Raw genomic sequence first — 23136 nt, 5'->3', positions numbered from 1 at the left:
AGAAAAGCAGCGCTAGAGCAGCGCTAGTTGCCGCTGTACCGGGGCAAAGCTGCGGCGATGCTCGGGTAAAGGGCCATGGGCTTGTAGCGCCGCCAGATGCTCGGGCGTGGAATAGCCTTTATGGCGAGCGAAGCCATATTCGGGATGGCGTGCATCCAGTGCCACCATTTGAGCATCCCTTGCCACCTTGGCCAGGATTGAGGCGGCGGCAATCGCCATGTGGCGTGAATCGCCCTTGATAACCGCCTGGCCAGGAAGCGCATGGCCGGGCAGCTTGTTACCATCCACCAGCAAATATTCCGCCGCCGGCGTCAACGCATCGATGGCACGCCGCATGGCCAGATGAGTCGCGTGGTAAATATTCAGCGCATCCACCTCTTCAGGCGACGCTTCAGCGACGGCAAACGCCAGGGCACGAGCACGAATCTGTCGATCCAGGGCTTCACGCCGGGGCGAGGCAAGCACCTTGGAATCCGCCAGGCCGTCGATGAGGTCATCAGGATCGAGGATCACCGCTGCAGCCACCACCGCCCCTACCAGCGGGCCACGCCCGACTTCATCCACCCCAGCCAACCAGCGGCCGGAATAGTCGATTATCAAGGGTTCGAAACATTCATTGGATGAAGCCATCGGCCACCTCCGCAAGCGAGCGCCTGGCCACCAGAGCATCAACCGCCTCGGCGGCGCGCGCACTGGCATTGCGCTGCAAGCCGGCATGCAGCTCGACAAAGCGTTTTTCCAGGGCGGCGCGACCATCCGGGTCATCAAGCATTTCATTCATTTTTCGGGTAATCGCCGTGCTCGTGGCTTGCTCTTGTATCAATTCGGGCACCAGGTTTTCTCGAGCAATCAGGTTGGGCAAGGAGATCCATTCACTCTTGACCAGGCGACTGAGCAGCCAGTACGACGCCGGCGCCAGCTTGTAGGCCACCAACATGGGCCGATGGCAAAGCATGGCTTCCAAGGCGGCGGTACCCGAAGTCAACAACACGGCGTCCGAGGCCACCATGGCTTCGCGGGCCTGCCCATCGAGCAAGCGGACCACCGCGTTCAGTACCGGATACTGGGTCAGCAGCGCTTCAAGCTCTTGATAGCGAGCCGGCGTTGCGGCGGGAATCACCACTTGCAACCCCGGGCGGGTCTGGCAGAGCTGCTCGGCGGCTTCCAGAAAGGTCGCGCCCAGAAAGCGAATTTCATTGGCGCGCGAACCGGGAAGCAATGCCAGTACCGGCTGATCCTGCGCCAGGCCCAGTACTTCGCGGGCCTGAGAGCGGTCATTTGCCAGCGGCAGTTCATCGGCCAGAGGATGCCCGACAAAGACCACCGGCACCTGATGCTTGCGATAAAAAGCGGCTTCGAACGGCAGTAACGTCAGCATCGCATCCACCGACTTGGCGATGCCTTTGACCCTGCCTTGGCGCCAGGCCCATACCGTCGGGCTGACATAATGGGCGGTGGGAATACCCGCCTCGCGCAGTTGGCGTTCCAGCCCCAGGTTAAAATCGGGCGCATCGATACCGATCATGACATCCGGCCGCCAGGCCAAGGCATCCGCCTTGAGCGCCCGCCGTACCTTGATCAGGCCGGGAAGGTGCTTGAGCACTTCGACAAGCCCCATGATCGACAGCGTTTCAAGCGCAAAGCGGCTATCGATGCCTTGAGCCAGCATGCGTGGGCCGCCGATACCGCGAAATTCGATATGGGGATGCCGTGCCTTGAGTTCACGCATCAAGCCGCCGCCCAAAATATCGCCGGAAAGTTCGCCTGCCACTAGGTAGACACGCTTGATCGTCATAGAGGTGCCCTGTTCAGCGGACAATGCCGCGCGTCGAGACCTGGATGGAGTCAGCGAATGTCTGGGTCTCGGCCAAGCTGAAGCGCGAGCGAATTTCAGCTAACCCCTGCTCCACAGTAAGCCCTTGGCGATAGATTAGCTTGTAGGACTCACCCAGTGCCTGGATAGCCTCACGGGAAAAACCACGCCGCTTGAGCCCCACTAGGTTCAAGCCATGGGTTTTTGCCGGGTTGCCGTTGACCATTACATAGGCAGGGGTGTCCTTGGTGATGATGGAACCCCCACCGGCCATGGCATGCGTTCCGAAATGACAGAACTGATGCACCGCTGCCAGTCCGCCGAGAATCGCAAAATCGCCGACCGTGACATGGCCAGCCAGAGTCACCTGGTTGGCCAGTATGCAGTCGCTGCCGATAACGCAGTCATGGCCGACGTGTACGTAGGCCATGAACAGATTACGCGAACCGATGGTGGTTTCACCGCGATCTTGGACGGTGCCCCGATGCAGGGTTGCACACTCGCGAATGACGTTGTCATCACCCATGACAAGGCGGGTGGGTTCCCCGGCATACTTCTTGTCCTGGCAGTCTTCGCCTACCGAGGCAAACTGGAAAATACGGGTACGTTCACCCAGTTTGGTCGGCCCCTTGATGACCACATGGGGACCGATATGTGAGCCGGCGCCGATCGTCACATCCGGGCCGATCACGCTGAACGGCCCTACTTTGACGTCATCGGCCAGCCGGGCGGCGGGATCGACCAGAGCAGTAGGATGAATCAAGCCACCTTCCTCTCGGCGCAGATGATTTCAGCTTCACAGGCCAACTCGCCATCGACAGTCGCACGGCAGGCAAACTTCCAGATGCCACGTTTGCCGCGAATCACGTTAGCTTCGAGAACCAACTGATCTCCCGGCATGACAGGACGTTTGAAGCGCACGTTGTCGCTTCCCACCAGATAATAGACATAACCATCGGCAGGACGCTTGTTGACGGTCTTGAAGCCAAGGATGCCGCACACTTGCGCCAATGCTTCGAGCACCAGCACACCTGGCATGATCGGATGGTGCGGGAAATGGCCGTTGAAAAACGGCTCATTGATACTCACATTCTTGTAACCAACGATGGTTTCGCCTTCGACAAGCTGCGTTACCCGGTCCACTAACAAAAACGGATAACGGTGAGGCAGGTATTCGCGGATCTCGTTGATGTCCATAACCATCGTAGCAACCTCTGAAATGACAAGATGCCTGGCCAGCTGCCAGGCGAGTGCCGGCAGCCCTGCCGGCAAAATGGCGGGGATTATAGCGCGCCTTCCCCTCGCTTCAATACGCGAAACCCACCGAACGACACTGCTTTCATGGGGTGCGAGTACGTTTTTCCAATCGCGACAAGCGCTTGGCAATGTCATCCAACTGTTTGAAACGCACTGCGTTCTTGCGCCATTGAGCGTTATTCATGGAACCGGTTCCCGACGAGTACACGCCTGGCTCATGAATCGAATTGGTCACCAGACTCATGCCGGTGACCTGAACGCCATCGCAAATCGTAAGGTGCCCGGAAAGCCCCACACCGCCGCCCAGCATGCAATGCCTGCCGACTTGGGTTGAACCGGCAATGCCCACGCAACCCGCCAGTGCACTGTGCTCACCGATACGCACATTGTGAGCAATCTGCACCTGACTGTCGATCTTGACATCGTCGCCGATCACGGTATCTCCCAGCGCACCCCGATCGATACTCGAGCAGCTGCCGACTTCCACGTCGTCTCCCAGCACCACGCCCCCCAGCTGAGCGATCTTGTGCCATCGGGCGCCGTCATGAGCAAAGCCGAAGCCATCGCCGCCGATCACGCATCCGCTGTGCAGAATCGCGCGCTTGCCGATGATCACGCCATGGCACACCGTGACGTTGGGATGCAGGCGCGTTTCCTCTCCAATCATGGTGTCGGCTCCCACCACACTGCCTGAACCGATCACCACCTTGGCTTCCAATACCACTCCGGCCTCGACCACGGCATGCGGTCCGATACACACCTCAGCCCCTAGCGTGACGTCTTCGGCCACGATGGCGGAAGGATGAACTCCAGGGCGATCACGTGCGGGAACCGGATCGAACAGCTGGGAGAGTTTGGCATAGCCCAGATAAGGATTTTCCATTTCCAGGCGAGGTACCGAGCAGGTCTTGCCATGTTCGGGATGCAGCAGCACAGCGGCTGCTCGCGTACTAGGCAAGTCCTTGAGGTAGGCGCGGTTGGCCACAAAGGCCACTTCATCCGGCTCGGCATCCTTGAGGGTTGCCAAGCCACGAATGGCTTGCCCGCCATCACCCACCAGGGTGGCGTCAAGATGTCGGGCGATGTCAGCCAGGGTCAGTTGGTCGAGAACGTGCGTCATGGGAGCCTGGGGAGCTGGAGGGGCGCTTTGGAAGCCGCCCCTTACGATGGACAGGATCGGGATGGACCCGTATCAATTCAGAGAATCGAATATCTGGGTGACTTCATCGGTCAGGTTGGGCAGGTCGATGGCTGAATGCAGCACACCTTGGGGCTCCACCAGCACATCGATGGAGTGGCGCTCGATGACTTGCTCCACGGCCTGCTCCAGCCGGGTTTCCGCGCTTTCCAGAAACTGTTGTTCGGAGCGTTGCTGGGCCTGCATGACCTCTTGGCGTAGCTGTTCGAAACGTCCGCCTTTTTGCTGCAGCTCTTCGATCAACGCCTGACGTTCGGTCTGAGGCATGATCTCACCCTCGTTCTGCAGACGCTGCTGGAGTTGTTGCAACTCGTTGCCCAGCGACTGTGCTTCACGCTGCTGAGCACCGATCTCGCTCTCCAGCTGGCTCACCGACTGTTGAGCTGACTGGGTGTTCATCAACGCCGCTCGCCAGTCCAGCACGGCCACTTCTGCCGCATGGGCCGGCACTATCATGGCGCCCAACAAGCATATGGCTGCGGTCAGTTTGCGCATCGGTCTTTCTCCTTGTATCGAGGCTCGATCAGAACGACTGACCCAGCGAGAACTGGAAGAATTGGGTATCGTCGTCACTTTCTTCGTTCAGGGGCTCCGCTACACTGAAGGTCAACGGGCCCACCGGCGTCAGCCATGAAAGCCCCACCCCCACGCTATAGCGTAGATCGCCCATATCCACTCCGGAACTGCAACGTTGCCGAGCGGCATCTTCTTCCAGAACATCGTAACAAGACGTCAAAAAGGTATTACCGGCATCGAAGAACAGCGATGTCTGTATCGAACGTCTGTCTTCAATGAACGGCATGGGGAACAGCACTTCAGCACTGCCCTCCACTACCACGTTACCGCCCATGGTGCGGTCACGTCCGCCTTCCCGAGCCGGTGTGGTCGGCTGCCCCAAGGTATTGGAGGTAAAACCGCGCACCGACCCCAGGCCACCGGAATAGAAATTTTCATAAAAGGGATAAGGGTCGTTGCTGCCCAGCGTATCGGCATAGCCCAAATTGCCGCTGAACTTCAGTGACCAGTCATCGCCCAGTGGGTAAAGCTTCTGGGCGCGAGCACGCAACTTGACGTACTCGGCATCACTTCCCGGCACGCCGGTTTCCAGAGAGAGACGCTGATAGCTACCCGCCGTGGGCATTATCCCGCGGTTGAGATTATTGCGCGTCCAGCTGGCGGTGAGCTTGAGGCTTTGAGCATCGGAGCCCTGATCTTCCACGTAACGGCGAATTTCCGAGGCCGTATCGGTATAGGTCTTGATCGAAAGGTCTTCCACACTGGCACCGAAGTTCAGCCGTGACAGCTCGCTAACCGGATAGCCGAGATTGACACCCGCGCCATAAGCATCGGTGGAATAGGTAGAGATATCCGAATCAGCGTAATCAGTTTCGCGGTAGAAAAGATTATAGCCTCGCGAAATGCCGTCGATGGTCCAGTAAGGATCGGTGAAACCGAAGTTGACGCTGGTGAAGGTATCACTGCGTTGAGCGCCGATGTTGACCTGATTGCCGGTGCCCAGGAAATTGTTCTGGGCCAGCGCCGCACCATAGATCACCCCGGCGCTTTGTGAAAAGCCGACACTTGCCGAAACCGAGCCGGAGGGCTGTTCTTCGACATTGTAAGCCACGTCCAGCATGTCCGGTTCACCCGGCACAGGGCGGGTTTCCACTTCCACCTGGCTGAAGAATCCCAGACGTTGGAGACGTTGGCGTGACTGAGTGATCGATTCGGTGGAAGCCGGCGCGCCTTCCATCTGAATCATTTCACGGCGCAACACCTCATCTTGGGTGGTGGTGTTGCCGGAGAATTCTATACGCCTGACATAAGCGCGCCGACCGGCTTCCACTGCCATCACCAGATCGACCGTTTTACCGTCATCGGCAAGCTCGGGAATGCCTTCCACCTCGGCAAAGGCAAAACCGTCCGCGCCCAGCCGGGCACGCAATGCTTCAGCGGAAGCATTGACATCGCGACGCGAGAAGATTTCTCCACGCTCCACTTCGAGTAATTCGCGCGCCTCACGCTCGCTGATTTCCATGTCGCCGACAAAGCGAATGTCACCGACACGGTACTGATTACCCTCATCGACATTGATGGTAATGAAGATGTCCGATTTATCGGGGCTGATCGAGACCTGAGTCGAAGTCACCTCGAAATTGACATAGCCACGATCCAGGTAATAGGAGCGCAGCCGCTCGATGTCACCAGCAAGCGCAGCCCGTGAATATTCGTCGCTCGAGAACCAGCCAAACAGAAGGCCCGGCTGATCTTCAAGCTCGAATACGTCACGCAAAGTCTGATCGTCGAAGGCCTCGTTGCCCACGATATTGATCTGACGAATCGTGGCTACCGCGCCTTCGTTGATGTTGATATTGACCTGAACTCGGCCTTCGTCAACCTCTTCAACTTCGGTTTCGATGTTTGCGCTATAGCGTCCCTGGGATTGATAGAGACCTTCAAGCTCACGCTGGATCTCTTCCAAGGTGGAAAGCTGCAGCACCTGGCCGGCGGCCAAGCCGGATTCTCTTAGCCCTTCACGCAGGTCATCTTCGGAAAGCTGTTTATTGCCGGTGATATTAAGCCGTGCAATGGTGGGTCGCTCGACCACTTGGATGATCAACACATCGCCTTCGCGGGCAAGCGTCACGTCTTCAAACAGGCCGGTGGCAAAAAGATTGCGCGTTGCCTCGGCCAGTTCACGTTCGTCGACACGGTCGCGTGCACTCACCGGGAAGGCATTGAACACCGATGCAGCCGAAACCCGCTGCAATCCTTCAACACGAATATCTGAAACATCAAAGGGTTGTGCCTGTACGCTACCAGCGCTAGCCAGCACCAATGCCGCTATTCCAAAGGTCTTTATTTTCATGCAGTCAGTTCGCTCGCGTTGGTCTACCCACCTTGTTCAGACAGGCACCATATACATTTTTGCGGGCAGCTGACAAGGCAGAAGCTGCTCGCGCGCGTCATCGTCACAGACTCAGTCTTCCCTGCTTCGGGTCATGACAGGCTGGTTCATGAAACACTTGCTCATGAAAAACTGAGTCATCGCAGGCGTAGCCATCCCAGGCATCGTCATTGCTCGCCTGGTTACCACAAACGCATCAGGTCGAAGTAAAGCGCCATCAGCATCAAGCTACCCACCAGAGCCAGGCCAATACGTAGCCCGATCGCCTGCACCTGTTCGGATACGGGACGTCCGCGTACCGCTTCAATGAAATAATAAAGTAAATGGCCGCCATCCAGTACCGGGATGGGCAAGAGGTTCAACACCCCAAGGCTAATCGAAAGATACGCCAAGAAGGTGATGAAAGCTTCCACCCCCGTACGCGCCGAGTCCCCAGCCACCTGAGCGATGGTAATCGGCCCAGAAAGATTGGAAGGTGAAATCAGGCCCACCAGCATCTTGCGAATGGCGCCCAGGGTCAATAATGTCATCTCGCCGGTACGCGAAAAGGCCTGGCCGACCGCTTCGACCGGTCCATAGCGTATTTCACGCCGGTACTCCTCCGGCCAGCTCACCGGTTCAACACCCGCGCCGATGTAGCCGATTTCCACCCCGGTTTCCAGCGTGGTGCGACCGGGGGTGAGCGTCATGCTCTGGCGCTGGCCATCACGCTCAATCTCCAGCGATAGCGACTCACCGGGGTTACCGCGTACGATATTGACGAATTGCATCCAGTCATCCACCGGCTCGCCATTGACCGCCTTGATTCTATCGCCCGGCCGCAAGCCGGCTTCAGCGGCCGCCTCCCCGTCTAGCACTTGGCCGAGTACCGGCGGAAACTCCGGCTGCCAGGGCGTAATACCCAGGGTCGAGAGTGGCTGCGGCGGGTCCTGGCGCACCAGGTAGTCGTCTACCGGCAGCCGATAATCGCGCGCACTCTGATCGATATCCTGACGGGCCTGGAGAACAAGCTCACCACTTTCGCCGATAGCAGACACCAGTTTGAGGTTGATTTCCCCCCAGGAGTTGACTTTCTCACCTTGTACGGCGGTTATTTCGTGGCCGCTTTGCAACCCGGCGTGAGCGGCGGGTGATTCCGGCTCCACGGCCCCGATCACGGGGGACACCGTGGTGGTACCCACCACGAACAATGCCCAGTACGCCACGATGGCCAGCAGGAAATTGGCCAGAGGACCTGCAAAAACGATGGCGATGCGTTGCCAGACGTTCTTACGGTTAAAGGCCTGATCAAGCTGGTTTTCAGGCACCGGTGCTTCGCGTTCATCCAGCATCTTGACGTAGCCACCCAGTGGAATGGCAGCTATCACGAACTCGGTGCCATGCCGGTCATAGCGCGACCACAGCGGCTTACCGAAGCCTATGGAAAAGCGCAAGACCTTGACACCACAACGTCGCGCCACCCAGAAGTGGCCATATTCGTGGAAGGTCACCAACAAGCCCAGCACCACGATGACGGCAAGAATGTTTTGAATCAGGCCCACATTTGGCTCCTCACAGGCATGTTTTTCCTCGGGTCGTTCACGTTTTTACGTCGAGCAGTTGCTGGGCGAGGTGGCGTGCCTGCCGGTTTGCCTCAAGTATGCCTTCCAGCGTATCCGCAGAGGCCACCGTTTGGCGATCCAGGACGCGGGCTACCACCTCGCCGATCCCGGTAAAGCTCAGTCGGCCTTCAAGAAAAGCCTCGACCGCGACTTCGTTGGCAGCATTGAGAATCGCCGGTGCAGTACCCCCGGCCTTCATCGCCTCACGAGCGAGACGTAGACACGGAAAAGTGTCTTCATCCGGCACATCAAAATCCAGTCGGGCCACAGCGAACAAATCCAGTGGTTTTACCCCGGCATCGATACGCTCGGGCCAAGCCAACCCATAGGCAATTGGAGTGCGCATGTCCGGGTTGCCCATCTGGGCGATGACCGAGCCGTCATGATAGGCCGCCATGGAGTGAATCACGCTTTGCGGATGGACCACGACCTGAATTTGCTCCGGCGAAGCATCGAACAGCCAACAGGCTTCGATCAACTCCAGCCCCTTATTCATCAAGGTGGCACTATCCACTGAAATCTTTCTGCCCATCGCCCAGTTAGGGTGAGCACAGGCCTGTTCAGGGGTCACCCGAGCAATTTGCTCGGCACTCCAACCACGAAACGGTCCACCGGAAGCGGTTAGCAACAGCTGGGAGACACCGTGGCGAACCAATCCACCCCGATGCTCGATAGGTAGACACTGGTAGATGGCATTATGTTCGGAATCAATTGGCAATAGCGTGGCACCGGAGCGCGTCACGGCCTCCATGAACAGTGCACCACTCATTACCAATGCTTCCTTATTGGCCAGCAGTACCCGCTTGCCGGCCTCCACTGCTGCCAAGGTAGGCAGCAACCCGGCAGCACCGACAATCGCTGCCATCACGATGGTGGCCTCATCGTCCCGGGCAACATCGATCAAGGCCTGAGTTCCGGCACGCACTTGGGTGGCAAGCCCAGCATCCGCCAATCGCTGGCGCAGCCAAGCTGCATCGGCTTCGGTTGCTAATACCGCGATATCCGGTGTATATAGTCGGCACTGTTCGAACAACGCCTCGCGCGAGCGGTGAGCGGTGAGCGCATGGACCCGGTAACGTTCGGGATGACGGCTGATCACATCCAGGGTACTGGTACCGATGGACCCCGTGGCGCCCATCACGGTAACGGCCTGTCTTCCTTGCGGTTGCATCATGGGGAAAGGGCCGTCAGGTAACATAGAGCAAACAAGGGAATCGCGGCAGTCAGGCTATCGATACGGTCGAGTACGCCACCGTGACCCGGAAGGAGATTGCTGGAATCCTTGAGCCCGCGATGGCGTTTAAGCATGCTTTCCAGCAGATCACCCAGTACCGAGACCAGCGTCACCAGAGCGGTGATTATCACCAACACCAGCGTACTGGCCATACCGAACCCCTGCCAGACGGCAAACCCCACCGCCAGAAGAAACGTTACCAGCATGCCGCCGAAGACGCCCTCCCAGGATTTCCCCGGGCTTACCCGTGGCGCCAACTTGTGTTTACCATAGGCACGGCCGGAGAAATAAGCCCCGATATCCGCGCCCCACACCAACAGCAGCACGAACAGCAGCCACACTCCGCTGTCACGCAGCACATTAAGCCCTACCCAGGCAGGCAGCAGCACCCACAACCCCATCAACAAGCGCCGCGGTACTGACTGCCACTGAGCCTTCGCCTCGGGATAGCGCGCCACCCAGTAAAGCGTCACCAGCCAACCCAGGGCGGCAAGCCACAAAGGCCAAATGGCGAGTGCTGCATCAAGTATCCACATCAGCCCCATCAGCGCGATCATCAACCCCACCCAACCAAGCCGCTGGGGAGTCTCTTCGATACCGGCCAGGCGCGTCCATTCCCAGCCCGCCAACAACACGATAACTGCCGTAAACAGAGCGAAGGCAGCGCCCTCGAGGCCAAATAGCCCGGCCAGCATCAAGGGTGCCAGCCAGGCGGCGGTAATGATTCGCTGTTTAAGCACCTTGCGCCTCGATCTGTTCGTCCGTCATGCCAAAACGTCGCTGACGCCGGCAATAATCTACCAGCGCCGCATCAAAGGATTCAGCATTGAAATCCGGCCACAGCTGGGGCGTGAAGTACAGTTCGGCATACGCCAGCTGCCACAGCATGAAGTTCGACACTCGCTGCTCACCGCTGGTGCGAATACACAGGTCCACGGGAGGAATGTGATGGGTCGACAAGGATGACGCCATCAACTGTTCGTCGATGGCTTCCGGCGCCAATTCCCCGGCAGCGACACGCTGTGCAAGCTGACGTGCCGCCTCTGCGATATCCCATTGACCGCCATAGTTGGCGGCAATCACCAAGTGCATGCCGGCATTATCGGCAGTCAATGTCTCGGCGCGCTCGATCTGCTTCTGGATGGCATGCGAAAATCCGTGCCGGTCACCAATGATGGAAAGCCGAATATCGCGCTCATGAAGTTTCTTCACTTCACGCTTGAGTGCAATCAGAAACAGTTCCATCAGAGCGTTGACTTCGGTTGCTGGACGCTTCCAATTTTCACTGGAAAAGGCAAACAGGCTCAGCGTTTCAATTTGCCGTTCGACGGCTCGGCGCACCACCGTTCTGACCGATTCGACACCGGCGCGATGGCCGCGCACGCCGGAAAGGCCACGGCCTTTCGCCCAACGATTATTACCATCCATGATAATGGCGACATGACCGGGCAAGCCGCCCTGATCACAAGCAAGGGAAAGGGCGCCGCCGGGCTGCTCGTCGGAAAGTTGCGATGGCGTCATGGGTTCTCGCATCCAGGTGGATCGTTGACTCAAAGCTTGAACTCTCACTCAAACTCAAAAGCATGGCAGGTGACACCAAGCCACCCGCCGGATAGTCAGAACAGTTATACCTGCATCAGGTCGTGTTCCTTGGCCTCCAGCATCTTGTCGATTTCGGCAATATACTTATCGGTCAGTTTCTGAATGGCATCTTCGCCCTGGTGCTGCTCGTCTTCACTGATTTCCTTATCCTTGAGCAAGGCCTTGAAATCGCCATTGGCATCGCGACGTATATTACGCACGGCAACACGCGCATGTTCAGCTTCACTGCGCGCCTGCTTGATGTAGCCCTTGCGCGTTTCCTCGGTCAGCATCGGCATGGGCACTCGAATCACAGTACCGGCGCTGGCAGGGTTCAAACCCAAGTCGGAGGTCATGATAGCCTTCTCGATCTTGGGCACCATACCTTGCTCCCAGGGCACCACAGCAAGCGTACGGGCATCTTCAACGTTGACCGAGGCCACTTGATTGAGCGGCACCTGGCTACCGTAATAATCCACCGTGACCGTATCCAGAATGCTCGGGTGAGCGCGACCGGTACGAATCTTGTTGAAGTTGCCATGCAGCGCTTCAACGCTTTTCTTCATGCGGGCTTCCGCATCTTTCTTGATCTCGTTGATCACAATATTATCCTCTGTCTATCAGCGTGCCTTCCTTGCCCCCGACTACCAGGTTCAGCAGAGCACCAGACTTGTTCATGTCGAATACCCGCACCGGCATATCATGGTCACGTACCAGGCAGATAGCGGTCAAATCCATGATCCCCAGTTTCTGATCCAGGGCATCATCATAGGATAGCTTTTCGTATTTGATGGCATCGGCGTGTTTGACCGGGTCCTTGTCGTAGACCCCATCAACCTTGGTGGCCTTGATCACCACATCGGCGTCAATTTCGATACCTCGCAGGCAGGCAGCGGAATCGGTGGTGAAGAAGGGATTACCCGTGCCGGCGGAAAACAGCACCACATCGCCCGAGGTCAGGTAACGAATTGCCGTGCGGCGATCGTAATGTTCCACCACACCGCTCATGGGAATCGCCGACATCACTCTGGAACGAATATTGGAACGCTCCAGTGCATCGCGCATGGCCAGCGCATTCATTACCGTGGCCAGCATGCCCATATGGTCACCGGTAACTCTGTCCATTCCCGCAGCATTCAAGGCCGCGCCACGAAACAGGTTGCCACCCCCGATCACGATACCTACCTGAACACCTATTCCAACCAACTGGCCGATTTCCAGCGCCAAGCGGTCGAGTACCTTGGGGTCGATCCCGAAATCGTGCTCACCCATCAACGCCTCACCGGAAAGCTTGAGCAAGATACGCTTGTATTTTGACTTGGAGCTTGCCGGTTTGGCATTGGGGGTGGGGAAAGTTTCCTGGGCATCAAGGGTCATGGCATGTCTCCTGAAGTGGGCCTGAGAGCAGGCGGGCGGGGCAGCCCGGCACCGGAACGGGCAAGGGCCGGATACACGAAGGCGTGCGCTTACGCGCACGCCATTATTACATTGGAACTTCAGACCTCAGCGACGGCCGGCCTGTTCCATGACTTCCTTGGCGAAGTCGACTTCTTCCTTCTCGATGCCCTCGCCCACTTCAAAGCGAGTAAAGTCGAGCACTTCACCACCCGCCGCCTTGACGTACTCGGCCACGGACTGGTTGGGATCCTTGACGAACGGCTGTTCGGTCAGGCTGTTCTCGGCCAGGTACTTCTTCAGACGGCCTTGCACCATCTTCTCGGCGATCTGTTCCGGCTTGCCGGCCATATCAGGTTGCCCCAGAATGATGGCCTTTTCTTGATCCAGCTGTTCCTGGGGCATCTGCTCCGGATGTGCAACCGCCGGGTTGATGGCTGCCACGTGCATGGCAACGTCCTTGGCCACTTCCGAAGTACCACCCTTGAGCACAGTCAAGACGCCGATGCGACCGCCATGGACGTATTCGCCCACGATGCCGCCCTCGCCCGCTTCGACGACCACGGCACGACGCACACCGATGTTCTCACCAATCTTCTGCACCAGCTGCTCGCGTGCAGTTTCAAGCGCGCCTTCCATGACCGCGGCCACATCTTCGCTCTTGGCATCGAAGAAGGCACTGGCGATCTTGGCGGTGAACGCCTTGAAGTTGTCGTCGCGGGCGACGAAATCGGTTTCCGAGTTGATCTCGACCATCACACCGTAGGAGTTGTCATCGGCCACTTTAGTGACCACGGCGCCTTCGGCGGCGGTACGGCCCGCTTTCTTGGCGGCCTTGAGACCGGAGCTTTTACGCAGGTTTTCGATCGCGACTTCAATATCACCCTCGGTTTCGGTAAGTGCCTTCTTGCACTCCATCATGCCGAGTCCGGTACGTTCGCGTAGTTCCTTGACCTGAGAGGCGCTGATAGCTGCCATGGGAATTCACCTCTGAATGGTTCTATCTGACTGAGAATTTTAAAAGCTGAGAACTTAAAAGCAACACTGAACCCTGCAAGGCCTAGCATTACCCTGCCGACACCGGGGCGCCGGACTGAATGCGTCCCACCACGGCATTCACCGCAATTGGGAAAAAAAGGGGGCCATTGCCCCCTTTTCTGGCACGGCGCTCAACAAGGCCGCACCGACAAACGCTTGACCGTTATTCCGCCGCTGCGTCTTTTTCCGGACTTTCAGTGCTTGCGGCTTCTTCGCTCACTTCGACGAATTCGTCCGGGCGACCTTCCTTGGCACGTGCGCAGGCATCAGCGATGCCCTTGACGTAGATCTGGATGGCGCGGATGGAGTCATCGTTACCCGGGATCACGTAGTCAACACCATCGGGGTTGGAGTTGGTATCCACTACCCCAATCACCGGGATGCCCAGCTTGTTGGCTTCGTTGATCGCGATGCGCTCGTGGTCGACGTCGATCACGAACAGGGCATCCGGCAAGCCGCCCATGTTCTTGATGCCGCCCACGGAGCGCTCGAGCTTGTCCTGCTCACGCGTGGCCATCAACACTTCTTTCTTGGTCAACTTCTCGAAAGTACCATCTTCATGCATGGTTTCCAGGTCGCGCAGGCGCTTGATGGAAACACGGATGGTCTTGTAGTTGGTCAGCATGCCGCCGAGCCAACGATGGTTGACGAAAGGTTGGCCGACGCGGTTGGCTTCTTCCTTGATGATCTTGCTGGCGCTGCGCTTGGTACCCACGAACAAGATCTTGTTGTTGGTGGCTGCCATCTTCTCGACCACATCAATCGCATCATTGAGCGCCGGCAAGGTATGCTCAAGGTTGATGATATGGATTTTGTTGCGCGCACCGAAGATGAATTTACTCATCTTCGGGTTCCAGTATTTGGTCTGGTGACCGAAGTGAGCGCCTGCTTTGAGCAGGTCACGCATATTGACGTGTGCCATGGATGACTCCTTAGACTTTACGGGTTAGGCCTCCACGCACCCCATGGATCCGACCACGCGACCAATTCAGCCGCAGCGGCACCCGGGACCATGTGTCGGTGCATGTGTGTTTTCAAGGCGTTACTATCATTTACTACCGTGATTAACGCTTTCAGCATCGCAACGGCGGCCAGGCTTGCTCAGCAGGCATGGTGCAGGATGACGATTGCAGGAAAGCGCGCGGCTTTATACCATAGATCCTTGCTAAGATGAAGCCGCCTGCTGTTTACGGCGTGTTCCCCAAAGCGACTTCCCACATCGAGACGCCATGAACGTTCCCATCAAGACGCCTTCAGAAATCGAGAAAATGCGCGAAGCCGGTCGCCAGGCAGCCAGCGTACTGGAAATGATCACCCCTCATGTCGAGGCCGGGGTAAGCACCGGCAAGCTCGACAAGCTGTGTTACGACTACATCGTCAATGAGCTCGGCTCGACGCCCGCACCGCTCAATTACCATGGTTTTCCCAAGTCGATCTGCACCTCGATCAACCACGTGGTCTGCCATGGCATTCCCGATGACGCCAAGAAGCTCAAGAAAGGCGATGTCATGAACATCGACATCACCGTAAAGACCGCCGACGGCTACCATGGCGATTCGAGCATGATGTTCATCGTCGGAGAAAACATTCAGGGTGAGCGCCTGTGTCGCATTACCCAGGAGTGTCTTTACAAGAGCATCGCCTTGATCAAACCGGGCGTGCGCCTCTCTACGCTTGCCCGCGTCATCCAGGCCCATGCCGAAGCCAACGGCTATTCGGTGGTGCGTGACTTCTGCGGCCATGGCATCGGCGCCGACTTTCACGAAGAACCCCAGTTTCTCCACTATGACGGCTATGCCCCGGATGCGGACATTGCCCTTGCTGCCGGCATGTGTTTTACCATCGAGCCGATGATCAACGTCGGTGAGTATAAAACCAAGGTATTGCGTGATGGTTGGACCGCCGTGACCAAGGATCGCAGCCTGTCCGCTCAATGGGAGCACACCCTGCTGGTCACCGAAACCGGGGTGGAAGTGCTCACCGCGCGAGGCGAGGAAGACCTCGGCTTTCTCGACCGCTAATGCTACTTCATCATTACCATTTCACCCCCGACACCTCGCTGTTCGATGTCCAGCGCTTTCACGGCGAACTCGCCGGCAGCCGCTCGCCCATCGCGCCGTTCAAGGCAGCCTTGCGACAGATTCAGGCGCGCCTGGATGAGCGCTTTCACGCCGGCGCCGACATTCGGGATCTCGTCCATGGACGCGCCTGGTGCCTTGACCGCCTGCTGGCACTCGCCTGGGAACAACATAGTTGGCCGGATGACGGCATCGCTCTGCTCGCAGTGGGAGGCTACGGACGTGGCGAACTGCACCCGCATTCGGATGTGGATCTCTTGTTTTTGCTGGAGTTTGACGACGACAGGGCCTACCGCGAACCCCTGACTGCCTTTATCACCTTTCTATGGGATATCGGCCTGGAAATCGGCCACAGCGTCCGCTCGCTCACCGATTGCGAACGCGAGGCCGAAGCCGATGTGACGGTGATCACCAACCTGCTCGAATCGCGCCTGATAACCGGCCCCGAACGGCTGCGTAACGCCATGCGCGAACGCTTGAGCAGCGAGCACCTATGGCCGGCGGATCGCTTCTTTGAAGCTAAGTGGCAAGAGCAGATTGCGCGTCACTACCGCTACAACAACTCCGAGTATCACCTGGAACCCAACATCAAGAGCTCTCCCGGTGGATTGCGCGACATCCAGATGATCGGCTGGGTGGCCAAACGTCATTTCGGTACCGAACGCTATGAAGACATTGTCGCCAACGGCTTCATGAACGATGCCGAACTGCGTATTCTGAGCCAGGGCCAGGCCTTTCTGTGGCAGGTGCGCTATGCCCTGCACATGCTCACCGACCGCGCGGAAGACCGCCTGCTGTTCGACCACCAGCGCACCATTGCGCAGCTGTTCGGCTTTCGCGACACGCCCGAGCGCCTGGCCGTCGAACAGTTCATGAAGCGCTATTATCGTCATGTCACGGCATTGGCCGGACTCAACGATATGCTATTGCAGCACTTCGATGAGGTGATATTGCGCGGTACCCAGGCGCTGTCCACGGTCAAGCTCAACGCTCGCTTTGAAACCAAGGGGGGCTACATTCAGGCGCGCAGGCGCAGCCTGTTTCGTGACCATCCCGAGGCCATGCTGGAGCTGTTTTTGCTGATGGCCAAGCACCCCGAAATCGAGGGCGTGCGTGCCGATACCATTCGCTTGATCCGCGACCACCGCCATCAGATCGATGACCACTATCGCGATGAACCCCGCCATCAACGCCTGTTCATGGCGCTGTTACGTTCGGGAGGCAACGTTCCGCGGCAACTGCGTCGCATGAACCGTTACGGCATTCTCGGCAAGTACCTGCCGGAGTTCGGCCGTGCGGTGGGGCTAATGCAACACGACCTGTTTCACATCTATACCGTGGATGCCCACACCCTGCGCCTGTTGAAATTCATTCAGGGCTTTCGTAACCTCGAGGCGCGTGAAGAGTTTCCGGTCGCCGTTGCATTGATTCCGCAGCTTCCCCGGCTGGAGCTTCTGTGGATCGCCGGGCTGTTTCACGATATCGGCAAGGGACGCGGCGGCGACCACTCCTTGATCGGCGCGGTTGACGTCGAGCACTTTTGTATCCGCCACCATGTTCCCCAACACGACACCCGCCTGGTGCGCTGGCTGGTGGAATACCATCTGCTGATGTCGATGACCGCTCAGAAACGCGACATTACCGACCCGGACGTGATACGTGACTTTGCACGAATCGTGCGCAACGAAATGCGGCTGGACTATCTGTACGTACTCACCGTGGCTGATATCAATGCCACCAACCCCACGCTGTGGAACGGTTGGCGGGCCTCGTTATTGCGTCAGCTGTATACCGAAACCAAGCGTGCCTTGCGGCGCGGGCTCAACAACCCGCCCGATCGCGATGACTGGGTGCGTGAAACGCGCAATGAAGCCCGTTCACTGCTGATCAGCATCGGCGTCGACATCGCCCATATCGACCACTTGTGGGACTCGCTGGGCGAAGACTACTTTCTTCAGTACGCCCCCAGTGAAATCGTTTGGCAAACGCAGGGCATTCTCGCCCATGGCGACTCCCAACTACCCTTGATATTGATCAGCGCACCGACCGATGACATGGCCGAAGGTGGTACCAAGGTGTTTATTTACACGCGTTCGGTGGAAGATCTTTTTGCCGCGACCGCTGCCGCCATGGAACAGCTGGGTCTGTCGATCCATGACGCCCGAATCGCCACGTCACGCAACGACTGGACGCTCAATACCTTCATTGTGCTGGATCACCAGGGACAGGCGATACGCGACCCCGAACGCATCGAGGAAATGCGTAGCCATCTGGTGGAGGAACTCGACGACCCGGAGGATTATCCCCAGATCGTCACTCGTCATACACCGCGCCAGCTCAAGCATTTCAAGGTGCCCACGGAAGTACTGATCGAGCAGGACCCGGCCAACGACCGCACCCTGCTGGAGCTTACCGCCCCTGACCGCCCGGGGTTGCTGGCGCGGGTGGGGCAGATTTTCATGGAGCAGGACATCGCCCTTTCCGCCGCCAAGATCGCCACCCTGGGGGAACGAGTGGAAGACGTTTTCTTCATTACCACCAAGGCTGGAAGCCCCCTTCTCGACCTTGAGCGCCAGGAGAAACTACGCGCTCGCCTGATCGACGTGTTAGACGTGTAAAGGGCACCCACCCCGGTTAGGTTTGAGACCGACCCGGGGCTTGCCTATAATCGACGGCCTGTTCGCCACCTATTACTCAACAGCCGGTAAGCCCCATGAACCCAGATCTCGACGCCTTGCATCCGTATCCGTTTGAAAAGTTGGCGGCGCTGAAGGCAGGCTTGAGCCCGCCGCCGGGACTGCCGCACATTCCCCTGACCATCGGCGAGCCTCAGCATGCCCCTTTCAGCGGGGCGCTTCAGACACTCGTCGCCTATCAGCACGAAATGGGCCGCTACCCGGCCACCGCTGGGCTGCCCGAGCTGCGCCAAGCGATTGCCGACTGGACCGTGCGTCGCTTTGCGCTGGCCGGCCTGGACAGCGAACGCCAGGTGCTGCCGGTCAATGGCACCCGGGAGGGGATCTTTGCCTTCATCCAGGCGGCACTCGACCGCACCCGACCGGCAAAGGTGGCCATGCCCAATCCCTTCTATCAGATATATGAAGGCGCCACCCTGCTTGCCGGCGGCGAGCCGCTATACCTCGACTGCACCGAGCGCAACCACTTTCGCCCGGACTTCAGCGCAATTTCCGCGGATACCTGGCGCGAGGTACAGATGGTATTTCTCTGTTCGCCGGGCAACCCCACCGGGGCGGTCACACCGCTGGAAGATTTCAAGAAACTGATCGAGCTTGCCGACGAGTACAACTTCATCATCGCCTCGGACGAGTGCTATTCGGAGCTTTACCTGGATGAAGCGGCGCCACCCCCCGGCCTGCTCCAGGCCTGTGCCGAGCTTGGTCGCCACGAGTACCAGCGCTGCCTGGTGTTTCATTCCCTGTCCAAGCGCTCCAACCTGCCGGGGCTGCGCTCGGGGTTCGTTGCGGGGGATGCCGCTCTCATTACGCCATTCAAGCGTTACCGCACCTACCATGGTTGCGCCATGTCGCTGCCCTTGCAGCGTGCCTCCATCAGCGCCTGGCAGGACGAAATTCATGTGCGCGCCAACCGTGACGCTTACCGGGAAAAGTTTGCTGCCGTCACTAGCATCCTTTCGCCAGTACTGGATTTCCCCACTCCCGTGGCGGGTTTCTATCTCTGGCCCGCGGTACCCGACGGTGACGACGAAGCCTTCACCCGGCGTCTATTCGAGCGGGCCCATGTCAGCGTACTGCCGGGGTCTTACATGGGCCGGGCTGGCGTGACAGGCATCAATCCCGGCGAGGGGCGCCTGCGACTGGCACTGGTGGCCGAACTGGAACCGACGGTACAGGCCGCCCAACGTATTCGTGATCTGCTGGAAGGAAAGCTTTAAATGCTGACGCTCTACATGATCAAGAACTGCGACACCTGCCGCAAAGCGCTCAAGGCACTGGATAGCCGAGGCATCCCGTTCAAGACCCATGATCTGCGTGAAGATGGCCTTTCCGCGGCGTTACTCGAACATATCCTGCACCGTGTGCCCCTGGTGAACGTGCTTAACAAGCGCAGCAAGACTTGGCGCGACCTGCCTCAGGCGGACAAGGACAGGCTTGACTCCAACGCCGCCCGCCAACTGATCATGCGATACCCCACGCTGCTCAAGCGCCCTTTGCTGGAAAACGCTGACGAAATTCGCGTGGGGTATCGCGAGGGTGACTATGACGATCTAAAGGGCTGAATATCGGTTTTCATCCCTCGGGATAGTCACGTTATTCACGCTACCTTTTTCTTCACTGACCATTTTTTTCACTACCCATTGCGAGTTTGAAGCCAACCTTTAGGCTCCGACCACATCTTGAACAAGGACATCACCTCATGCTGAGCTTTGCGCTTGGAATCGGCACCCAGAACACTCAGGGCGACTGGCTGGAAATTTACTACCCCACTCCCTTGCTCAACCCCGACGCCAGCCTGGTCGCTGCGGCCAGGCAGGTGCTCGACGCGCCGGAAGGCAATGCTTCCGTGAGCTTCTTGCCGGAACATTGCACCGCCCTGGCAAAGGCGCTGGAAGCCGCCGGCCACGGCATACAGGCCGAACTTGCCGAAGCCCTGGCACATAGCCAGCGCCCCTTGGTGGCCATGTTCCTCGATACCGACTTGCCGCCGCAGAGTGCGCCGGAGGTCTACCTCAAGCTGCACCTGCTCTCGCATCGTCTGGTCAAGCCTCACGATCTTGACCTGACCGGCATGTTCGGCTTGCTGCGCAACATCGCCTGGTCCAACGAAGGCCCCATCGACATCGAAGAGCTGCCCATGCGTCGCCTCAAGGCGCGTCTCGCCGGGCGCTCGCTTTCGGTGGACTGCGTCGACAAGTTCCCCAAGATGACCGACTACGTGGTACCCACCGGCATCCGTATCGGCGATACCAGCCGGGTACGCCTGGGCGCTTACCTAGGCGAAGGCACCACGGTGATGCACGAAGGGTTCGTCAACTTCAATGCCGGTGCTGAAGGACCGGGCATGATCGAAGGCCGCATTTCGGCAGGCGTCATGGTGGGTAAAGGCTCGGATCTGGGCGGCGGCTGCTCCACCATGGGCACGCTTTCCGGCGGCGGCAATATGATTATTTCCGTAGGTGAAGGCTGCTTGATCGGCGCCAACGCCGGCATCGGGATTCCGTTGGGCGATCGTTGCACCGTGGAAGCCGGGCTTTACATTACCGCCGGCGCCAAGGTCACGCTGCTCGACGACCAGGGCCAAGAGGTCGAGACCGTTGCCGCACGCACTCTGGCCGGACAACCGGACCTGCTGCTGCGTCGCAACTCCCAGAATGGCCGCATCGAATGCTTGACCAACAAAAGTGCCGTGGCGCTCAACGAGGCACTGCATGCCCATAACTGAACCTCAAGGCCTGTCACCGACGCTGGCGCTGGCGTTCGACCTGATGCGCCGACCTTCGGTCACCCCCGATGACGAAGGCTGCCAGGCGCTGATGATCGAACGCCTGGAGCGGATCGGCTTTCACGTGGAACATCTACCGTTTGGTGACGTGGATAACTTCTGGGCGGTACGCGGCCATCACGGCCCGGTTCTGGCCTTTGCCGGGCATACCGATGTGGTGCCCAGCGGGCCGCACACCAATTGGGAATTCCCCCCTTTCATTCCCTGCATCGACGACCAGGGCATGCTCTGCGGACGCGGCGCGGCGGACATGAAAGGCAGCCTGGCCGCCATGCTCACCGCCGTGGAACGCTTTGTTGCCGAACACCCGGATCATGACGGCCGGATTGCCTTTCTGATCACCTCGGATGAAGAAGGCCCCGCGATGGACGGTACCCGGGCGGTGGTCGAGCACCTGCGCGAAACCCACGAACGCCTGGATTACTGCATCGTGGGGGAACCTTCCTCGACGGCGGTGCTGGGGGATGTGATCAAGAACGGTCGACGCGGCTCCTTAGGCGGCGTTCTCCACTTGACCGGGGTGCAGGGTCATGTGGCCTATCCGCATCTGGCACGCAACCCCATTCATCAGGCCATGCCGGCACTCGACGCCCTAGTCACCGAGCACTGGGACGCGGGCAATGATTTCTTCCCCGCCACCAGCTTCCAGATCTCCAATTTCCGTTCGGGCACCGGTGCCACCAATGTAATTCCCGGTGAAGTGGAGGTTGTTTTCAACTTACGTTTTTCCACGGAAGTGACCCATACCCAACTGCGTGAACGCACCGAGGCGATCCTGGATCGTTTCGGGCTCAGCTATCACATCGACTGGACACTCAATGGTGAGCCCTTCCTGACCGCCGAGGGCGAGTTGGTGGATGCCGTTCTCGGCGGGGTGGAAGAAGCCCTCGGCCGACGACCGATACTTTCCACCAGTGGCGGCACCTCCGATGGCCGTTTCATTGCCACTCTGGGCGCCCAGGTGGTGGAAATCGGCCCTCTCAACGCTACCATCCACAAGGTCAACGAACGCGTTCTCGCGAGCGACCTGGATGACTTGAGCCGGGTATACGAAGCGACCCTGCGCCATCTATTCATCCCATCAGCCAGCGTGACGCCATGATGCAACGTTATCCGGATATCGAGATCTACCTCGCCCAAGCATCATTAACGGCGCTGAATCGCTGGCTGGAGCAGACAATCGATGCCCCGCCACTGAGCCCTGCAGGCAGAGGCCAGTGGAAGACTCACGGGACCTACCAAGGCCGGCGCATTCCCGTCTTGCTGGTGGAAAAAGCCGCCGAAGGTTTTGCCAGCCTGTGGTTCGATAGCGGCGAGACGCCCTGGATCACCGATCAGGACTGCGCCCAGCAGGCCGCCGAGCAACTGGCGGTGGAAGTGCGCTGCTCGTTGGGCGGCTGGCACCCGGGTGACGATCCGGATCGTTTCTGGCAGGTACTGCCTGACGGCCGCGAAGGACCGATCGAGTGGCCTGACTCAGGCCGTTAAGCCAAAAGCAAACGGCCCCGCTAAGCGGAGCCGTTTGCAACTACTTCGATCAAGATGGCACTGT

At 58.6% G+C, this 23136-nt stretch carries 22 protein-coding genes; 7 read left to right on the top strand and 15 right to left on the bottom strand.

The window, feature by feature from the left end; translation table 11 throughout:
- Positions 1-12: 12 nt before the first annotated feature.
- From rnhB to rpsB, 15 genes are all read right to left on the bottom strand, one after another.
- On the bottom strand, positions 13-630 hold the full coding sequence (rnhB, locus tag LG290_RS02360; RefSeq protein ID WP_499836087.1) for a ribonuclease HII: 618 nt from the start codon (positions 628-630) through the stop codon (positions 13-15).
- The gene (gene lpxB / locus LG290_RS02355) at positions 614-1795 is read right to left on the bottom strand and encodes a lipid-A-disaccharide synthase (protein ID WP_499836086.1); all 1182 of its coding nucleotides are present in this window, start codon (positions 1793-1795) and stop codon (positions 614-616) included. The genes rnhB and lpxB overlap by 17 nt, the downstream gene beginning before the upstream one ends.
- A 13-nt stretch (positions 1796-1808) precedes the next feature.
- The gene (lpxA, locus tag LG290_RS02350; protein WP_499836085.1) at positions 1809-2576 is read right to left on the bottom strand and encodes an acyl-ACP--UDP-N-acetylglucosamine O-acyltransferase; all 768 of its coding nucleotides are present in this window, start codon (positions 2574-2576) and stop codon (positions 1809-1811) included.
- Entirely contained in the window at positions 2573-3016 is a 444-nt protein-coding gene (fabZ, locus tag LG290_RS02345; RefSeq protein ID WP_499836084.1) for a 3-hydroxyacyl-ACP dehydratase FabZ, read from the bottom strand. The genes lpxA and fabZ overlap by 4 nt, the downstream gene beginning before the upstream one ends.
- Before the next feature lie 136 nt (positions 3017-3152).
- Positions 3153-4190: a UDP-3-O-(3-hydroxymyristoyl)glucosamine N-acyltransferase gene (gene lpxD, locus LG290_RS02340; protein WP_499836082.1), complete on the bottom strand. Its 1038-nt coding sequence runs from the start codon at positions 4188-4190 to the stop codon at positions 3153-3155.
- Between the two features lie 72 nt (positions 4191-4262).
- Positions 4263-4763: an OmpH/Skp family outer membrane protein gene (locus LG290_RS02335; protein WP_499836081.1), complete on the bottom strand. Its 501-nt coding sequence runs from the start codon at positions 4761-4763 to the stop codon at positions 4263-4265.
- 28 nt (positions 4764-4791) lie between these two features.
- Positions 4792-7137 carry an outer membrane protein assembly factor BamA gene (gene bamA, locus LG290_RS02330; RefSeq protein ID WP_499836080.1) on the bottom strand — a complete coding sequence of 782 codons (2346 nt, stop codon included), beginning with the start codon at positions 7135-7137 and terminating at the stop codon, positions 4792-4794.
- A gap of 221 nt (positions 7138-7358) precedes the next feature.
- Positions 7359-8717 carry a sigma E protease regulator RseP gene (gene rseP / locus LG290_RS02325; RefSeq protein WP_499836079.1) on the bottom strand — a complete coding sequence of 453 codons (1359 nt, stop codon included), beginning with the start codon at positions 8715-8717 and terminating at the stop codon, positions 7359-7361.
- 37 nt (positions 8718-8754) lie between these two features.
- The gene (ispC, locus tag LG290_RS02320) at positions 8755-9948 is read right to left on the bottom strand and encodes a 1-deoxy-D-xylulose-5-phosphate reductoisomerase (RefSeq protein WP_499837004.1); all 1194 of its coding nucleotides are present in this window, start codon (positions 9946-9948) and stop codon (positions 8755-8757) included.
- Positions 9948-10751 carry a phosphatidate cytidylyltransferase gene (locus tag LG290_RS02315; protein ID WP_499836078.1) on the bottom strand — a complete coding sequence of 268 codons (804 nt, stop codon included), beginning with the start codon at positions 10749-10751 and terminating at the stop codon, positions 9948-9950. Before LG290_RS02315 ends, ispC begins: the two co-directional genes overlap by 1 nt.
- Positions 10744-11532: a polyprenyl diphosphate synthase gene (uppS, locus tag LG290_RS02310; protein WP_499836077.1), complete on the bottom strand. Its 789-nt coding sequence runs from the start codon at positions 11530-11532 to the stop codon at positions 10744-10746. The genes LG290_RS02315 and uppS overlap by 8 nt, the downstream gene beginning before the upstream one ends.
- A 104-nt stretch (positions 11533-11636) precedes the next feature.
- Positions 11637-12194 (bottom strand): ribosome recycling factor, encoded by a 558-nt coding sequence (gene frr, locus LG290_RS02305; RefSeq protein ID WP_160417541.1) that lies wholly within the window; start codon positions 12192-12194, stop codon positions 11637-11639.
- 4 nt (positions 12195-12198) lie between these two features.
- Positions 12199-12969, bottom strand: a complete 771-nt coding sequence (gene pyrH, locus LG290_RS02300; protein ID WP_160417542.1) for a UMP kinase — start codon at positions 12967-12969, stop codon at positions 12199-12201.
- A 126-nt stretch (positions 12970-13095) separates the two neighbouring features.
- Complete coding sequence (gene tsf / locus LG290_RS02295; protein ID WP_114485968.1) at positions 13096-13965, bottom strand: translation elongation factor Ts; 870 nt, start codon at positions 13963-13965, stop codon at positions 13096-13098.
- Between the two features lie 223 nt (positions 13966-14188).
- Entirely contained in the window at positions 14189-14947 is a 759-nt protein-coding gene (gene rpsB / locus LG290_RS02290; RefSeq protein ID WP_499836076.1) for a 30S ribosomal protein S2, read from the bottom strand.
- Between the two features lie 307 nt (positions 14948-15254).
- Here rpsB and map point away from each other — a divergent pair, with 307 nt between their 5' ends.
- From map to LG290_RS02255, 7 genes are all read left to right on the top strand, one after another.
- The gene (gene map, locus LG290_RS02285; protein WP_499836075.1) at positions 15255-16046 is read left to right on the top strand and encodes a type I methionyl aminopeptidase; all 792 of its coding nucleotides are present in this window, start codon (positions 15255-15257) and stop codon (positions 16044-16046) included.
- The gene (locus tag LG290_RS02280) at positions 16046-18721 is read left to right on the top strand and encodes a [protein-PII] uridylyltransferase (RefSeq protein WP_499836074.1); all 2676 of its coding nucleotides are present in this window, start codon (positions 16046-16048) and stop codon (positions 18719-18721) included. Before map ends, LG290_RS02280 begins: the two co-directional genes overlap by 1 nt.
- 95 nt (positions 18722-18816) lie before the next feature.
- Entirely contained in the window at positions 18817-20016 is a 1200-nt protein-coding gene (dapC, locus tag LG290_RS02275; protein WP_160417547.1) for a succinyldiaminopimelate transaminase, read from the top strand.
- Complete coding sequence (locus LG290_RS02270) at positions 20017-20361, top strand: Spx/MgsR family RNA polymerase-binding regulatory protein (protein WP_499836073.1); 345 nt, start codon at positions 20017-20019, stop codon at positions 20359-20361.
- A 137-nt stretch (positions 20362-20498) separates the two neighbouring features.
- Entirely contained in the window at positions 20499-21524 is a 1026-nt protein-coding gene (gene dapD / locus LG290_RS02265; protein WP_499836072.1) for a 2,3,4,5-tetrahydropyridine-2,6-dicarboxylate N-succinyltransferase, read from the top strand.
- Complete coding sequence (dapE, locus tag LG290_RS02260; protein WP_499836071.1) at positions 21511-22686, top strand: succinyl-diaminopimelate desuccinylase; 1176 nt, start codon at positions 21511-21513, stop codon at positions 22684-22686. The genes dapD and dapE overlap by 14 nt, the downstream gene beginning before the upstream one ends.
- Positions 22683-23072 carry a hypothetical protein gene (locus tag LG290_RS02255; protein ID WP_499836070.1) on the top strand — a complete coding sequence of 130 codons (390 nt, stop codon included), beginning with the start codon at positions 22683-22685 and terminating at the stop codon, positions 23070-23072. Before dapE ends, LG290_RS02255 begins: the two co-directional genes overlap by 4 nt.
- Positions 23073-23136 lie beyond the last annotated feature (64 nt).

The organism is Halomonas sediminis (genome assembly GCF_044871105.1).
In the GTDB taxonomy this organism is placed as follows: Bacteria; Pseudomonadota; Gammaproteobacteria; order Pseudomonadales; family Halomonadaceae; genus Vreelandella; species Vreelandella zhuhanensis.
Note: the sequence above shows the minus strand (reverse complement) of the source record. Positions and strands in the feature narration are given on the sequence as shown.

Coding starts and splice junctions, on each gene's coding strand:
- fabZ (WP_499836084.1), bottom strand. CDS start 3,016: ATGGTTATGGACATCAACGAGATCCGCGAATACCTGCCTCACCGTTAT.
- ispC (WP_499837004.1), bottom strand. CDS start 9,948: ATGCAACCGCAAGGAAGACAGGCCGTTACCGTGATGGGCGCCACGGGG.
- bamA (WP_499836080.1), bottom strand. CDS start 7,137: ATGAAAATAAAGACCTTTGGAATAGCGGCATTGGTGCTGGCTAGCGCT.
- dapD (WP_499836072.1), top strand. CDS start 20,499: ATGCTGAGCTTTGCGCTTGGAATCGGCACCCAGAACACTCAGGGCGAC.
- lpxB (WP_499836086.1), bottom strand. CDS start 1,795: ATGACGATCAAGCGTGTCTACCTAGTGGCAGGCGAACTTTCCGGCGAT.
- LG290_RS02280 (WP_499836074.1), top strand. CDS start 16,046: ATGCTACTTCATCATTACCATTTCACCCCCGACACCTCGCTGTTCGAT.
- LG290_RS02335 (WP_499836081.1), bottom strand. CDS start 4,763: ATGCGCAAACTGACCGCAGCCATATGCTTGTTGGGCGCCATGATAGTG.
- rnhB (WP_499836087.1), bottom strand. CDS start 630: ATGGCTTCATCCAATGAATGTTTCGAACCCTTGATAATCGACTATTCC.
- tsf (WP_114485968.1), bottom strand. CDS start 13,965: ATGGCAGCTATCAGCGCCTCTCAGGTCAAGGAACTACGCGAACGTACC.
- pyrH (WP_160417542.1), bottom strand. CDS start 12,969: ATGACCCTTGATGCCCAGGAAACTTTCCCCACCCCCAATGCCAAACCG.
- uppS (WP_499836077.1), bottom strand. CDS start 11,532: ATGACGCCATCGCAACTTTCCGACGAGCAGCCCGGCGGCGCCCTTTCC.
- dapC (WP_160417547.1), top strand. CDS start 18,817: ATGAACCCAGATCTCGACGCCTTGCATCCGTATCCGTTTGAAAAGTTG.
- lpxD (WP_499836082.1), bottom strand. CDS start 4,190: ATGACGCACGTTCTCGACCAACTGACCCTGGCTGACATCGCCCGACAT.
- map (WP_499836075.1), top strand. CDS start 15,255: ATGAACGTTCCCATCAAGACGCCTTCAGAAATCGAGAAAATGCGCGAA.
- rpsB (WP_499836076.1), bottom strand. CDS start 14,947: ATGGCACACGTCAATATGCGTGACCTGCTCAAAGCAGGCGCTCACTTC.
- dapE (WP_499836071.1), top strand. CDS start 21,511: ATGCCCATAACTGAACCTCAAGGCCTGTCACCGACGCTGGCGCTGGCG.
- LG290_RS02270 (WP_499836073.1), top strand. CDS start 20,017: ATGCTGACGCTCTACATGATCAAGAACTGCGACACCTGCCGCAAAGCG.
- LG290_RS02255 (WP_499836070.1), top strand. CDS start 22,683: ATGATGCAACGTTATCCGGATATCGAGATCTACCTCGCCCAAGCATCA.